Below are 14,352 nucleotides of genomic sequence, written 5' to 3' on the forward strand. Positions count from 1 at the left end.
GCATGGCAGCACCTTCCCGCCCCGAGGGAGCGGACTTGCGAGGGTTGGCCCCGGTGACGTTTTGGGGCATCCTTCCGTAGGGAGCTGTGACGGTAGCCGCTCCACGGCACAGGATGCCGACCGCCTGGCATCCTGACCGTCCCGGCCCTGACGGCACTCGACCCAAGGAGCACGACATGTCCAAGCACGTCACCTGGATCTAATCCGGCAGCGCCCGGGGGCGGGCGGCACTGTGCCGCCCGCCCCCGGGTCGTGAACGGTGGGTGAAGCGTCAGCGGGAGAGTGCTCCCCGTCCACCACCGGATCCCGCGGTCAGTCCGCGGGCCTGGCCACCTCGTAGGCCGCACGGAACGCGCGGTACCTGGCCAGTTCGGTCTCCATCGGCTCCACCACCCGCAGTCCGGTGATCTCCCGGACCCTGGTCTGGGCCGCCCTCTCCACGTCCTCGCGGCGCTGGACCGCGGCCACCTCCACGAGGTTTCCGCAACCCACCCCGGTCAGCCATCCCACCAGCAGGGCGGCGACCACCACGGCGCCGGAGTAGAGGGCGAACAGCGGGTCGTCGAACGCGCCCAGTCCGGTGATGCCGCCGCCGAACCAGCTCAGCAGCGCCACGGCCGCCCAGGCCAGTCCCACGCCCGCGACCGCCAGCAGCGCGTACTGGGACGCGCGGGCGACCTTCCACCACGACGGGCTCAGGTCGGGGTCGCCGACCGCACCGGCGACGGCCTCCCCCAGCTCGGCCGGGAGCTCGGGCACCCCGCTGCGCGCGGCGGCGCGCATCCGGCGGCGCCAGGGCGCGGGCATCCCCTCCGAGACGGTGTCGGCGGCCTCGCCCAGAGCGGTCTCCAACTCGGCCTCGTGCGCGTCCACCGGGCCGCCCACGCCGTTCTCGCTGTCGCGGCGCAGGAAGTCGAGCTGGACCGCGGCGAGCGGGTCCTTGCGCAGCCGCACCGCGCTACGGGCGACGGGCCAGCCGACCTGGCGCTTGCCGCGCCCGACGTCGTTGGTCTCGGTGACGTCGGCGACCGCCGCCACACCGGCCGCGTTGGCCAGGCCCTCCTGGATCTGGGCGCGCACCTCGGCCGGGACGGTCTCGGAGACCGGCTCGCCGTAGAACTCCTCGAAGGGCTTGATCACCTGGTCGAGGTCGGCGACCAGCCGGTCCACCAGCGCGCGCCGCTCGCGCACCGTACCGGCGAGGAACTCGCGCAGGTCCTGGATGCCCTCGTCGGTGACCGTGGAGGTGGTGATCACCCGCGGGTGCACCCCCGACTCCGCCTCCAGCAGGCGCCGCAGGTCGGTGAGCAGCTCCTCGAGCTCGTCGGACCCGACCTTGTCGACCTGGTTGAGGACGGCGACGGTGACCGCGCCGTGCCCGGCCATCTGCGCCAGGTAGCGGTGGTGCACCGCCGCGTCGGCGTACTTCTGCGGGTCCAGCACCCACACCAGCAGGTCGACCGAGCCGATGAGCCGGTCGGCCTCGGCGGTGTGCATGCTGCGGACGGAGTCGTGGTCGGGCAGGTCGAGCAGGACCAGTCCGGTCAGCTCGGAGTTGCCCGTGTCCAGGACGCTGGTACGCGAGTGCCGGTAGCGGGTGGAGACGCCCAGCCAGCTCAGGAGGGCGTCGGCGCCCTCGTGCCCCCACACGCAGGCGTGTGCGCTGGAGGTGGTGGGGCGGGTGACTCCGGTCTGCGACAGCTGGAGCCCGCACAGGGCGTTGAACAGCGAGGACTTGCCGCTGCCGGTGCCCCCCGCGAGCGCGACCACGGTGTGGTCGCCCGACAGCCTCAGCCGGGCGCCCGCGTGGTCGAGCAGTTGGGCGGCCCGCGCGGTGAACTCCTGGGGCAGTTCGTCCCGGCCCAGCTCGACGAGGGTGTTCAGCGCGTCCAGGCGCTCGATCAGCTCGGCCCGGGTGGTGGTCCGGGTGGGCTCCCAGCCGTCGTGGGTGGTGGGGCGGTACTCCTCTTCCTCCCCGGTCTCCCCGGTGCTCTCGGCCGCGGCGTCGGGGCCCACGGCTCGGAAGGCGCCGGAGACGGCGGAGGGGCCGGGGACGCGGCGCGGCAGCGGCGGGGGATCCTCCGGTCCCCGCCCGGCGGCCTCCCCGCTGCCGGACCTCTCGCTCCCGGACTCCGCCGCCCCGGGCGCGGAGGCCCTCCGGGCACGGGCCCTCTGGCCGGCCGGTCCACCGCTCTCGGTGTCCCCCTGCGGCCCCACGGCCGGGAAGGCGCCGGTGTTGCGTCCGGCGATGCGGGTGTCGTCGACCGCGTCGGCGAGGCTGCCGACCCATCCGGCGAGGCCGTCGGGGTCCTCGTGGCCGCCGTCGGCGGCGTCCGTGCCCGCGCCGGCTCCGGCCCTGGCGGCTTCGGTGCGGCGGGCGCCCTCGTGGTCGCTTCGGGGGGCCGCGGAGTGCCGTGCGTGCCGCCCGGAGCGCCGCTGCGCGGCCGGGGAGAGCTTAGAGCCGCCCTCGGCCGCCTCCCCACTCTCCGGCGCGCGCCCGCCGCTCTCGGAGGCCGTCTTCGACGCGACGGCTCCGGACGGGTCCGGATAGCCCGCGATGCCGTCGTAGGCGGGCTCCTCGGGGTCCTCTCCGGAAGTGGAGTGCTCGGGGTGCTCGGGGACCGGCATGGTGTACCCGCGCCACGCTCCGCCCTCGGGCCGGGCCTCGCTCCGGGTGCGCTTGTCGTCCCGGGCACCGGACGCGGGCTGCCCGCTCTCGCGGTCCTCGCCCTCGGCACGGTCTCGCGCGCCGGGTTCCCCGTGCGCCTGCGCGGGGTTCCACTGAGTCGTCATCTCGTTATCTCAAGGTTGTACGTGGCCTGATAGAGCTGGACGGCGCTGTCCTCGGACGGGATTCCGGCCGATGCCAGCGCGTTGTCGAAGGGCACGCGCTCGCGGTTGAGCAGCCCGAGGACGCGCTGGCGCAGGTCGTCCCGTGCCGATGCGCCAATGCTACGCAGTGACTGGGCGCCGAACAGCCCCTTGAGCAGGCGCTGCGGGGAGGGACCGGAAGGGGCGGCCGCGTGGGCGCCTCCTCCGGAGTGGGATCGCTCGTAGCCGAGCAGGTCGATGATCAGGACCAGTGCGACGATGTCGTGGTCGAAGGTGACGAACCGGGCCACGGAGCGTTTGGTGGCACCGCTGGCGGTGGTCATCTCGGCGACCCCGCGCTGCCACTCGGCGACCTCCTGGCGGATCTGCTGTGCCAACAGGCCGGTTCCGGGCTGGTCGAGGGCCTTGGCGGCCAGGTCGCCGCCTCCGGGGACCTCCCGCCACTTCTGTCCGATCTCGTCGGAGGCGCGTTCGCATGCGGAGATCACCAGGGCCTCCAAGGCGTCGCGGACGGCCCGCTCCAGGGCGACCACCCGCGGGCTGCGCTCGGCCTGCTCGGCGCGGCGCCCCCTGCGCACACGCTTCCCGCGCGGACGCAGGCTCCTGGTGAGCTCTCCCCCGGCTGCCACCTCCTGCCAGCGGGCCAGCAGCGACCCGCGCAGCAGGGAACCGTCGCCCAGGCTGGTCTCGACGCGGTGGCGTGCGGTGGCGTAGGAGTCGTCCACGGCGGTGGCGAGCGTGCGCCCCGTCTCGATCTGCGCCTCCACCCGGCGGGCCAGTTCGGGCACGCGTGAGCGGAAGCTGTCGATGACGCCGATGAAGGTGCGCCGGGTGACGCGGTCGCGCTGGTCGGCCTCTCCCGCGACGTCGGCCAGGTACCCGCGGATGTGGTCGGCGACGTTGGAGGTGAAGCGCTCACCGCGGATCTGGTCGGTCTCGGGGATGGCGAACCGGGCGGCCGTGCCCAGTCCGTTGGCCTCCAGCATCGCCCCGAAGTGGTCCAGGAGCTGGCGCCGTCCCCTGCGCGGCACCCGGGAGAGCACGACGGCCAGGGAGGTGTCGCGGTCGCGGGCGACCTGCAGGAAGTCCCACACACGCGCGTCGGCGTAGCGGGTGCTGGTGGTGACGAACATCCACAGGTCGGCGGCGTCGAGGAACTTGGCCGCGAACTCGTGGTGGGCGGCGACGGCGGAGTCGACGTCGGGGGTGTCGAGCAGGGCCACACCCGGGGGCATGGCCTCGGTGGCGGCCAGTACCAGCATGCCGTCCTTGCCCGGCATCGCCAGGCCCTGCTGGCGCACGCGCGGCAGGGACGGGATGAAGGAGGCCTCGCTGAACCAGTCCACGTCGGCGGGGTTGCAGGCCAGGACGGGGCTGTTGGTGGTGGGGCGGCGCACGCCGGTGGTGGTGACCTGTTCGCCGACCAGGCTGTTGACCAGGGTGGACTTGCCCGCGCCGGTGGATCCGGCGACCGCGATCAGCAGCGGGATGTCGGCGCGGCGCACGCGGGGCAGGACGTAGTCGGACAACTGGGCGAGCACGTCGGCCTGGAGGGTACGGCCCTCCTCCGCGCCCGGCAGGCCCTCGGCGAACTCCAGGTCCCGGATGTGCTTGCGCAGCGACTCCAGGACCTGTTCGAAACGGTGGTCGTCGGTCGCGGAGGCACGGTGCTTGGCCGACCCCTCGGAGACCGGGGCGGCGGGCCCGCCGAGGGCGCCGGCGTCCGCGGCGGAAGCGGGTACGGGGCCCTGGGCGGGCTGGTCGGAGGTGGCGGACGGTCCGGTTCCGAACCGGTCCGGGGCACCGGGACCTGTGGTCCCCGGTGCTGCCGACGGCCGGGTCATGATCGGTGTGCCCTCCTCATCGGTGCTGACGGTCCCCCGCCGCGCGAACGACGTACGCCGCGGGCGAGGGTCTCACTGGAGATCGCGCCCGGTCGCCAGTCGACGGGTCTCGAACTGGGTGCCCGTGTGCAGTATGTCAAGTTCCCGCGCTGTTTTGACCACTTCTCCGATGATCACTACCGCAGGGGGTCGCACTCCGGCCGATCGGACCGACGAGGCGATGGTGGCCAGCGTACCCGTGACGGTCCGTTGACCCGGCAGTGTGGCTTCTTGTACCACGGCAACGGGCGTGTCGGGGGACCTCCCGTGGGAGATCAGGGCCTCGGTGATCGAATCGACGCGCTCCACTCCCATGAGGGCCACGACGGTACCGCCCGCGCGGGCGAGTCCGGCCCAGTCCACCGTGGAGCGCTCGTCCCCCGGCGGAACGTGCGCGGAGACGACATGCACGTCCTGGGCCACACCCCGGTGGGTGGCGGGGATGCCCGCGCTCGCCGGGGCGGCGAGCGCACTGGTCACACCGGGCACGACCGTGACGGGGACCCCGGCGGCGGCACAGGCGGCGGCCTCCTCGCCACCGCGGCCGAACAGGAAGGGGTCGCCGCCCTTGAGGCGCACCACGAACATGCCCCGGCGCGCGCGGTCGATCAGGACGGCGTTGATGTCCTCCTGGGTCATGGACCGGCCGTAGGGGATCTTGGCGGCGTCGACGATCTCGACGTCGGCGGGCAGGCGGTCCAGCAGGGAGGTCGGGGCGAGCCTGTCGACCACCACCACGTCGGCCTGGGAGAGGAGCTGCTGCCCCCGAACCGTGATCAGACCGGGATCACCGGGGCCGCCCCCGACGAGCGCGACGCCCCGGAGGGGCTCGCGTCCGCGGCGGGCGTCGAGGGTGCCGTCCACGAGGCCGTCGACGACCGCGTCGCGCAGTCCGGCCGCGCGTCGGGGGTCGCCGGAGGCGATGACGCCGACGGTGATCCCGCCCGCGGTGCCGCTGGCGGGGGTCCAGGCGGAGGAGGCGGTCCGGTCGTCGGCGCGCACGCACCACACGCGGGCGCCCTCGGCCTCCTCGGCGACGGCGGCGTTCACCCCGGGATCGTCCGTGGCGGCGTGGACGAGCCAGTAGGCGGGGGCGTCCGGTCCCGCGACGTCGCCGGGGGCGTAGGGGCGGTGGTGCCAGGTGAGGTGTCCGGCCGAGGCGAGGTCCTCCAGGGCCGCGGACACCGCGGGGGCGATGAGGGTGACCCGCGCACCGGCCTCGACCAGTACGGGCACCCGCCGTTGGGCGACTCTGCCCCCGCCGACGACGAGCACGTCACGGCCTTGCATGCGCAGCCCAAGGAGATAGGTCACGGATCGCGCCCCTTCCGTCGTCCGTACCGGCCCCCGGCGACGACGGCGGGGTGCTGGCGGCGGGAGGCACACCAGCCACCGGCGATGTCGGTGATTACCTCACCGTACGTTGCCAAACGGGTGTTACGCGGGCGTAAACGGGTCGCGCCCGGGGAGTGTGAGCCCGCCCGCACCGGGGGCCGGTGCGGGCGGGGGCCGTACGGTGTGGGCCGAAGCCGCCGTCAGTGTACGGCGGACACGCCCGCGTCGTCGAAGGTGGCGACGTCGCGCAGCACGCGCGCCGACCCCTGGAGCAGCGGCAGGGCCAACAGCGCGCCGGACCCCTCGCCCAGGCGCATCTCCAGGTCGATCAGGGGCCGCAGGCCCAGGTGCTCCAGGACCAGGCTGTGGCCGGGCTCACTGGAGCGGTGTCCCGCGAAGCAGGCGCCGACCACCTCCGGGGACATCGCGGCGGCGGCCAGGGCCGCCGAGCCCGCGATGACCCCGTCGAGCAGGACGGGGACGCGCAGGGCCGCGCCACCGAGCACGAACCCGGCCAGGGCGGCGTGCTCCAGACCGCCCAGCGCCGCGAGGGTGCCGACGGGGTCGTCCGGGTCGACCGGGTTCGCGGCCAGGGCGCGCCGCACCACGTCGATCTTGTGCGCGTACATGGCGTCGTCCACACCGGTGCCGCGGCCGGTGGCCCGCTCCGGGTCCGCGCCGGTGAAGGCGCACACCAGAGCGGCGGCCGGGGTGGTGTTGGCGATGCCCATGTCGCCGGTGACCAGGCAGCGGTTGCCCGCCGAGACCAGGTCGCGGGCGACCTCGATACCGCCCTCCAGAGCCTGGAGCGCCTGCTGGCGGGTGAGCGCGGGGCCCTGGGTGAAGTCCGCGGTGCCGCGGGCGACCTTGCGGGGCAGCAGACCCACGGTCTGGGGCAGGTCGCCGACCACGCCGACGTCCACCACGGTGACCTCGGCGCCGACCTGGGAGGCGAAGGCGTTGACGACCGCGCCGCCCGCCAGGAAGTTGTGCACCATCTGGGCGGTGACCTCCTGGGGCCAGGCGGTCACCCCCTGGGCGTGCACGCCGTGGTCTCCCGCGAACACGGCGACGGCGGCCGGCTCGGGAATGGGCGGGGGGCACTCCCCCGCGAGTCCGGCGAGCTGGACCGAGACCTCCTCCAGGACGCCGAGGGAGCCGGGCGGCTTGGTCATGCGGTTCTGCCGGTCTCTGGCCTCCTCCACCGCACGGGTGTTCAGAGCTCCGACGGTGGTGATGGTCTCCTCCAGCAGGCTCGTGGGCTCCTGGCCGGGCAGACCGCGGCGACCGTAGCGGTCGTGGTGCACCGCCCAGGACAGGGGGCGTCCCCGGGCCCAGCCGGAGAGGCTGAGTTCGGGTTCGGTGGGGAACTCCTCCACGTAGCCGACGCACAGGTAGGCGACCACGTCCAGGTGGGAGGGGAGTTCGAGGGCACGGGCGACGTCGCGCTCGTCGACGAAGGTGACCCAGCCTACGCCCAGACCCTCGGCGCGTGCGGCGATCCAGAGGTTCTCCGCGGCGAGCGCCGCGGAGTGGGAGGCGGCCATGGGCTTGGCGTGGCGTCCCAGGGTGTGCCGGCCGCCGCGCGTGGGGTCGACGGTGACGGCGATGTTCAGGGGCGCGTCGAGGATCGCCTCGACCTTGAGCCCGGAGAAGGCGCGGGCGCGTGTGCTGGGCAGGGCCTGCGTGTAGCCGTCGCGCTCGGCCGCCGCGAGGTCGCTGACGCGGCCGCGCAGCCCCGGGTCGTCGATGACGAGGAAGTCCCAGGGCTGGGAGTGGCCGACGCTGGGCGCCTGGTGGGCGGCCTCCAGGACGCGGGTGAGCACGTCGTGGGGAACCGGGTCGGGACGGAACCCCACGCGGACGTCGCGGCGTTCGCGGATGGCCCGGTAGACGGCGGCGCGCTCGGCGGCGCCGTAGGCGTGGTCGGACCAGCCGGCGTCGGTGCCCGCGGCCGCGGTCGCCGCCTGGGGCCCGGGGACGGGATGGACCGGCGGCCCGGTGTGCTGCGGTTCGGGCGGGGACTGGACTGCTTCGTGTGCGTACATCTTCTGCTCTGCCTCGGCGGTCGCGGAGGGCTCCTCCCCGTGCCCGGTCCCCCGGTCGGGGGTGGGCGCGGGAGGTGCCTGGTGGACGGCCTCGGTACCGGGACCGGAGGCGCGTTCCCCGCCTCTGAAGGGGATGACGTTGGGGCGTTGGGGCGGTGTGTCCACGGCGGGCCCGCTCCGAGGCGGCGCCTCGGTCCGGGCCCCGGACGCGGACGCGGTCTCCGGCCGGGCCCCGGACGCGGCCTCGGGCTGGGGCCACGGGACCGCGGGAACCTCCAGGGGAAGCGCGCCGTAGGGGGAGGAGGGCTCGGAGGGGGCGGGGGGCGGGGACGGGGGTACGGGCTCGGCCGGTTCGGCCGTCCGTGGCGGGGCGGGCCGCTGCCGGAACGGGTTGGTCGGTGCGCCGTTCCCGGGCGTCTGGGCCTGGGTACCGCGCCCGCTCTCGGGAAGCCCGTCCAGCAGGCCGCCGAGGCGGGGACCGGTCCCCGGGGCAGGTCTGCCGCCGTGCCACCGGGGTGGTTCGTGTCCGCTCTCCTCGCCGCGCCGGGCGTCCTCGCGGTCATCCTTGGTCATGATCGCTCCCCGAAAGAGGTGTTTCGACGGCCCGTTTCCGCTTGGTTCGGTATTGACCGACAAGCGTAGCCAGCGGCTTTCTCGCCTTTCGCACGGGTCCCCCGAGACCCCGGGCCATCGGCCCCGGCTCGACACCGGGACCCTCAAAGTCATCACCAACTGTGCCAGAGTCCGCGGGGGCACGCTGGGTTTACGGAAGACCAGGTCCTCTCCGCACCAGGTCAGGGCATGTGCGACAGCCGATCGGGGCGGGCGGGTGCCGGATCCGCCGATTCGGTGCGGACCGGGGGCACCGCCCGGGCGTCCGTCTCGGCGACCGCGTCCGGGAGCGGCACGCCTCCCCCGCGGCCAGGGCCGGTGGCGCTCCGCCCTCACGTGGACGGCGAAGTCGAGTGGGCCGCCTCGCCACCACAGAAACCATCACCTGACACAGGAACTACCACCTGCCACAGATTCGGCCGTGCCGTTCGTGACGTGGGCCACAGAGCCGTGCAAGGGTGTCGGGGTTCCCGCTTCCCGGGAGCCCAGCCGCAAGAGCCGAACGGACGGACACACATGCGAAGGCGTACCCTCCTGGCAGGTGCCACCGCCGCCGCGGGCCTGACCGCGCTGAGCACCGCCCTCCCCTCCCCACGCCCCGCTCTCGCCGGGGACGTCGGCGACCGGGTCGTGCCCCGGGTGCTGGCCCGGCCCGGCGGACCGGGCGGACTCGTCCGGCCCGGCATGCGCTTCGACATGGTGGCCGTCACCGGCAGGCCCGGGGAAACCGATACGGCGGTCCGCTTCGAGACCGCGGACGGCCTGGGCGGGTGGCGCCCGGTACACCTTCACTCCGAGGGCCGCGACGACCGCGGCCAGGTCGCGGGCGCGCTGGTGCGCGCGCCGGAGGGTGCCACCGGCTACGAGGTGCGTTCGAGGGGAGAGGCCGCCGCCGTGAACCTGCGTGACGGAGAGGGGCTGCGTCTGGGCGGTCCCGAACAGGCGTGGCTTCCCTCGAGGTCATCCGACGTGCCGCGCGGCCTGGCCCCGCTCCCGTTCCGCACCCGCGCGGGCTGGGGCGCCGACGAGTCCTGGCGCTTCGACGACGAGGGCACCGACCTGTGGGAGGCGGAGTTCCACCCGGCGCAGGCGCTGACCGTCCACCACACCGCGATCCCGACGGGGGACGACCACGCGGCGGACGTGCGGGCGGTGTACTACCTGCACGCTGTGCGGCAGGCCTGGGGCGACATCGGCTACCACCTGCTCATCGACCCCGACGGGGTGGTCTACGAGGGACGCCACTCGGGTGGGGACGGCGTGCCGGTCTTCTCCGGGCTCCCGCTTCCGGGACGGGCCCGCCCGGTGACCGCCGGGCACGCCTACGGCTTCAACCAGGGCAACATCGGAGTGTGCCTGCTCGGGGATTTCACCGACGAACTCCCCACGAGGGCCGCGCAGGACTCACTGGTCGACGTGCTGCGTGTGCTGTGCGCGGTGACGGGTGTGGACCCGGCGGAGCGCATCGACTACGTGAACCCCGCTACGGGCGTGGTCACCCCGGGCGAGGCGCTCTCGCGGCACCGCGACTGGCTGGCGACCGAGTGCCCGGGCAACGCGTTCGCGGAGGTGTTCGACTCCGCCGTCCGCCGGCGTGTCGTCTCCGGCCTGGCCTGAGGCGCCTCCGGACGGCGCCGAGGAGTCCCCCGGCGGGCCCGTCCGGGACCCGCGGCACCACGGTCCCCGGGCGGGGCGGGGAGGATTCCGGACGGAGTCCCGAAGGCGCCGCCGCGGCCCCGGTCCCCGCTGTCCGAGTGAGGGGAAAGCAGGTGCCGGGCCCTCGGAACTGCGCGTATCGTGAGCGCACCCCGAACCGATGGAGAGGCGCCAGCGTGACCACCACCCAGGGCAGACCGGTCCTGCCGTCCGTGATCTTGGAGACCGAACACCTGCGGCTGCGCGCGTTCGTCGAGGACGACATCGACGACGTGTACGCCTCCTGCTCCGACCCCGGTATCCAGAGGTGGATCCCCCTCCCCGGCCCCGGCGTGCCCTACACCCGTGAGGACGCCGAGGCGTGGTGCCGCGAGACGGCTCCCGGCGTGCGCACCGGCGGTGAGGGACAGCAGTGGGCCATGGTGGAGCAGGAGACCGGACGTCTGGTGGGATCGGTGGGCCTGGTACGCGTCCTGTGGACCGCGATGACCACCGAGGTCGGCTACTGGGTCTCGCCCTGGGGGCGCGGCCGCGGGTACGCGACCGAGGCGGCCGTGGCCGTCTCGCGCTGGGCGGTCGGCCAGGGCTTCCAGCGGGTGGAGATCAAGGCGGCCACCGACAACACCGGATCGCGCCGGGTCGCGGAGCGCGCCGGGTTCGGTTTCGAGGGTGTCGAGCGCAGCGCGATGCCGCTGCACGAGGGTCGCGCCGACCTGGCCGTGTACAGCCTCCTGCCCGCCGACCTGGTCTGACCCCGCGGCCGTGTGGCCGACGGCCCCGCTCCACGGGCGGGCACGGAAAGGACCGCGTGCGGCGTCCGCTGAGGGCGGCGGGAGGGAGACGGGCGAGAAGGACCGCGCCGCAGGTGTCCGTTGAGGGTGGCGGGAGGGAGACGGCGGGAAAGGGCCGCGCCGCAGGCGTCCGTTGAGGGCGGTGGGAGGGAGACGGGAGGGCCTACCCCCACACACGGGAGAGCAGCCACCTGCCGGTCGAGGTGTCGTGGCGCAGTTCGTACACCCCCTGTGACTGCGCCGTACCGGCCTCCACCCTCCAGTGCCTGCGCTCGGGCACCTGGGACTCGCGCGCGGGGGTCCAGTCCATGCGCAGGGTGACCCAGTGTTCGAGGATCCTGCGCACCCCGTACACCCTGTCGTTCCACGTGAACCGGGCCGGGCGCCCGTCATCCTCGACAACGGTGACCTCCGCCCCGTAGTAACGTCCCACGACACTTCCCCTCAGCATCATTCGCCTCCTGACAGTCTCGGCACACGCCACCGGGGCACCCACCCGTGGGAAAGACGCGAACAGGTGTTCGAACGTGTGTTCTGATCCTAGCGAAACCAGCGCTCCCGTGGAACTGTTTCGGGCCGACCCGCATCCCCTCATGTGACCGGGGGCCACCGCCTCGCGTCCCGCGCGTTCGCGGGAACGGCCCTACCGGGCCATGTGCAGCCGGTTCCCGCGATCGGCCCATCGGCGTACTGTTCGAAGAATCCCAGCTCCAGGAGATCCACCCGGACCGACTCCCGGCGCATCCTCGCGCCGCCCCGAGACCCCCCACGGGCCACGCGCTCCCCCGTAGACCCGCGGGACCAGCCAGTCCAGAGCGTGCGGGCGTGTCGGCATCGATACGCTGTCAGGCGCGAACTCCACGATTCATATGAGGACCCCCAACTGTGACGTCGAACGGGCACCAGAGCGGCAAACCCCTGCGAGCGGGGGACCCAAGCGAACTCGACGGTTACCGCGTCGTGAGCCGTCTCGGCCGGGGCGGCATGGGAACCGTCTACCTCGCCAGGGACGCCTCCGACCGCCCCGTCGCCGTCAAGCTCATCCACCCCGACCTGGCCGACGACGAGTCCTTCCGGCTCCGCTTCGCCCGCGAGGTCGAGTCGGCCCGCCGTGTGGCCCGCTTCTCCACCGCCGGAGTGATCGACGCGCGCCTGGAGGGCGACCTCCTCTTCATCGTCTCGGAGTACGTGCCCGGCCCGAACCTGGACGAGGCCATCCGCGCGGACGGCGTGATGGCGGGCGGCACCCTGGACGGCCTGGCCATGGGCGTGGCCGCCGCGCTCACCGCCATCCACGGGTCCGGGGTGGTCCACCGCGACCTCAAGCCCGCGAACGTACTGCTGTCACCAGTCGGCCCGAAGGTCATCGACTTCGGCATCGCCCGTGCCCTGGACGGCTCGGGGGGCGCGGTCACCCGCTCCAGCCAGCTCATGGGGACGCCCTCCTACATGGCGCCGGAGCTGATCCTGGGGCAGCAGGCCACCGCGGCCGCCGACGTCTTCGCGTGGGGCTGCCTGGTGGCGTTCGCGTGCACCGGCTCGGCCCCCTTCGACGCCGCCACGGTGCCCGCGGTGCTGCACAACATCTCCTCGGCACCGCCTCGCCTGGACGGCCTGGACCCTAGCCTGTACGACCTGGTCGGCTCGGCCCTGGACAAGGCCCCGGAGAACCGCCCCACCTCCCAGCAGATCCTGGCCCGGCTGACCGGGCAGGACGAGCCGGAGGAGGCCGAGGTGAGCCGCAGCATCAGCGTCTCGTGGGCCCCGCCGAGCAGCGCTCCCGTTCCCGGCCGGCCCCCGCGTGCCCCCGGGGAACAGGCCGGGGAGTCCGGCCCCCGGGCGCCGAGCGGACCCCGGCCGGCGGAGGTGCCGCAGCAGGAGGACGGTCCCGAACCGGGCACGGCGACACCGCCCGGAGGCCGGCCCGCCCAGACACGGCACACGCAGTACCCCCCGTACGGGCAGCCCGCCCAGGGACAGTGGTCGGACCGGCCGCCTCCCACGGCCCAGCGGCCCCGGACGGAACAGCGGCCGGGCCAGGGCCTCCCGCCCACCGGCCCCCAGCAGGAGATGCGGCACGGCGGATATCCGCCCCGGGGGCAGCAGGCCCCCGGCCACTACGGCCCCTCCGGCGGCCACATCCCCCCGAGCCACCAGATGCACGGCGGCCACGGATCTTCGCCGCAGGGCCGGCCCGCATTCAGCTCGTACTCCGGCCCGGGCGGTCCCGGTGTCCCGGGCGGCCCCGGTGGTCCGAGTGCCCCAGACGGTCCGGGCCGCCCTGGAGGCACACCGTCCGAGCGCGGCCGCAGGCGGTTCGCGGTGATCGGAGCGGCCGCGGGCGCGGTGGTCCTGGCGGCCGCCGTCGGCGCCGTGGTCCTGCTGAACGGCGGGGCGGCGATCCCGGAGAACACCGTCTCGCTCTACAACCCCGACTTCAGCTCCGACCCCGGCTGGGTCAGCACCACCTTCGAGCACGGGGAGTCCGACGGCTACTGGGCCGAGAAGCGCGGCGTCCTGCTCCAACTCGATCCCGAGACCCAGCCCAGCCGCGGCGAGGTCGTGGACCTGGAGCAGGAAGGGGAGGAGGTGCTGCCGCCGAGCGTGCTGGTCAGCACCACCGCGTACGTGGCCGAGGGTCCCGAACAGGCCTGGTTCGGTGTGCGCTGCTGGGACAACGACGGCGAGGAGGGCCGCAGCCAGTACGAGGCCCTGCTGCGCTACGACGGCCAGGGCGCGTCGATCCGCCGGATGAGCGAGGTGGAGGGGGACAGTGTCCTCGCGGAGAGCACCGACGTGCCCGGCTACGCCTCCTACCCCCTCTTCGACGAGTCGGTGCGCGCCGAGTACGGCTACGAGGACCGCGACGACCCGTACGACTTCGACGCCGAGGCGATCCCCACCAACACCGTCACGATGGCCTGCCGCTTCGACGGGGCCGCGGACACCATGGAGATGTCCATGTGGGTCAACGGGGAGCACGTCCTGACCACGGTGGACGAGGAACCCCTCCCCGACGACGCCGAGGACGCGGAGGACCGCCGCCGGATCGGCTTCGTGACCCGTCAGGGGTGGGGCAACGATCCGCTCGGGGCGTTCTTCACCGGCTTCGAGCTCCACGAGATCCTCGAGGAGAACGGGGAGTAGGGGTCGGTCCGCCATGGCGGACCCGGAGCCGGACTGGCATGATGCCGG

General features: G+C 74.1%; 8 protein-coding genes. 3 read left to right on the forward strand and 5 right to left on the reverse strand.

Annotation, left to right across the window (positions count from 1 at the left end):
* Positions 1-312 precede the first annotated feature (312 nt).
* From NOSIN_RS15800 to cobT, 4 genes are all read right to left on the reverse strand, one after another.
* Positions 313-2,793, reverse strand: a complete 2,481-nt coding sequence (locus NOSIN_RS15800; RefSeq protein WP_077691482.1) for a GTPase — start codon at positions 2,791-2,793, stop codon at positions 313-315.
* Positions 2,790-4,676 (reverse strand): dynamin family protein, encoded by a 1,887-nt coding sequence (locus tag NOSIN_RS15805; protein WP_077691483.1) that lies wholly within the window; start codon positions 4,674-4,676, stop codon positions 2,790-2,792. The genes NOSIN_RS15800 and NOSIN_RS15805 overlap by 4 nt, the downstream gene beginning before the upstream one ends.
* 72 nt (positions 4,677-4,748) lie before the next feature.
* The gene (gene cobA, locus NOSIN_RS15810) at positions 4,749-6,029 is read right to left on the reverse strand and encodes a uroporphyrinogen-III C-methyltransferase (protein WP_077691484.1); all 1,281 of its coding nucleotides are present in this window, start codon (positions 6,027-6,029) and stop codon (positions 4,749-4,751) included.
* A gap of 221 nt (positions 6,030-6,250) precedes the next feature.
* Entirely contained in the window at positions 6,251-8,671 is a 2,421-nt protein-coding gene (cobT, locus tag NOSIN_RS15815) for a nicotinate-nucleotide--dimethylbenzimidazole phosphoribosyltransferase (protein ID WP_077691485.1), read from the reverse strand.
* Positions 8,672-9,226: 555 nt separating this feature from the next.
* On the opposite strand from cobT, the gene NOSIN_RS15820 reads away from it, so the two are divergent.
* Both NOSIN_RS15820 and NOSIN_RS15825 read left to right on the forward strand, forming a co-directional pair.
* Entirely contained in the window at positions 9,227-10,327 is a 1,101-nt protein-coding gene (locus tag NOSIN_RS15820) for a peptidoglycan recognition protein family protein (protein WP_077691486.1), read from the forward strand.
* A 215-nt stretch (positions 10,328-10,542) separates the two neighbouring features.
* Entirely contained in the window at positions 10,543-11,118 is a 576-nt protein-coding gene (locus tag NOSIN_RS15825; protein WP_077691487.1) for a GNAT family N-acetyltransferase, read from the forward strand.
* Between the two features lie 202 nt (positions 11,119-11,320).
* Here NOSIN_RS15825 and NOSIN_RS15830 read toward each other — a convergent pair whose 3' ends face one another.
* Positions 11,321-11,611: a DUF6504 family protein gene (locus NOSIN_RS15830; protein WP_077691488.1), complete on the reverse strand. Its 291-nt coding sequence runs from the start codon at positions 11,609-11,611 to the stop codon at positions 11,321-11,323.
* A 431-nt stretch (positions 11,612-12,042) separates the two neighbouring features.
* On the opposite strand from NOSIN_RS15830, the gene NOSIN_RS15835 reads away from it, so the two are divergent.
* Entirely contained in the window at positions 12,043-14,304 is a 2,262-nt protein-coding gene (locus NOSIN_RS15835) for a serine/threonine-protein kinase (RefSeq protein WP_077691489.1), read from the forward strand.
* Positions 14,305-14,352 lie beyond the last annotated feature (48 nt).

The sequence above is a fragment of the Nocardiopsis sinuspersici genome, from assembly GCF_001998325.1.
GTDB classification, from domain to species: Bacteria; Actinomycetota; Actinomycetes; order Streptosporangiales; family Streptosporangiaceae; genus Nocardiopsis; species Nocardiopsis sinuspersici.

Excerpts from the sequence above, each read along its gene's own strand:
- cobT (WP_077691485.1), bottom strand. The coding sequence starts at position 8,671 with ATGACCAAGGATGACCGCGAGGACGCCCGGCGCGGCGAGGAGAGCGGA.
- NOSIN_RS15800 (WP_077691482.1), bottom strand. The coding sequence starts at position 2,793 with ATGACGACTCAGTGGAACCCCGCGCAGGCGCACGGGGAACCCGGCGCG.
- NOSIN_RS15830 (WP_077691488.1), bottom strand. The coding sequence starts at position 11,611 with ATGATGCTGAGGGGAAGTGTCGTGGGACGTTACTACGGGGCGGAGGTC.
- NOSIN_RS15820 (WP_077691486.1), top strand. The coding sequence starts at position 9,227 with ATGCGAAGGCGTACCCTCCTGGCAGGTGCCACCGCCGCCGCGGGCCTG.
- NOSIN_RS15805 (WP_077691483.1), bottom strand. The coding sequence starts at position 4,676 with ATGACCCGGCCGTCGGCAGCACCGGGGACCACAGGTCCCGGTGCCCCG.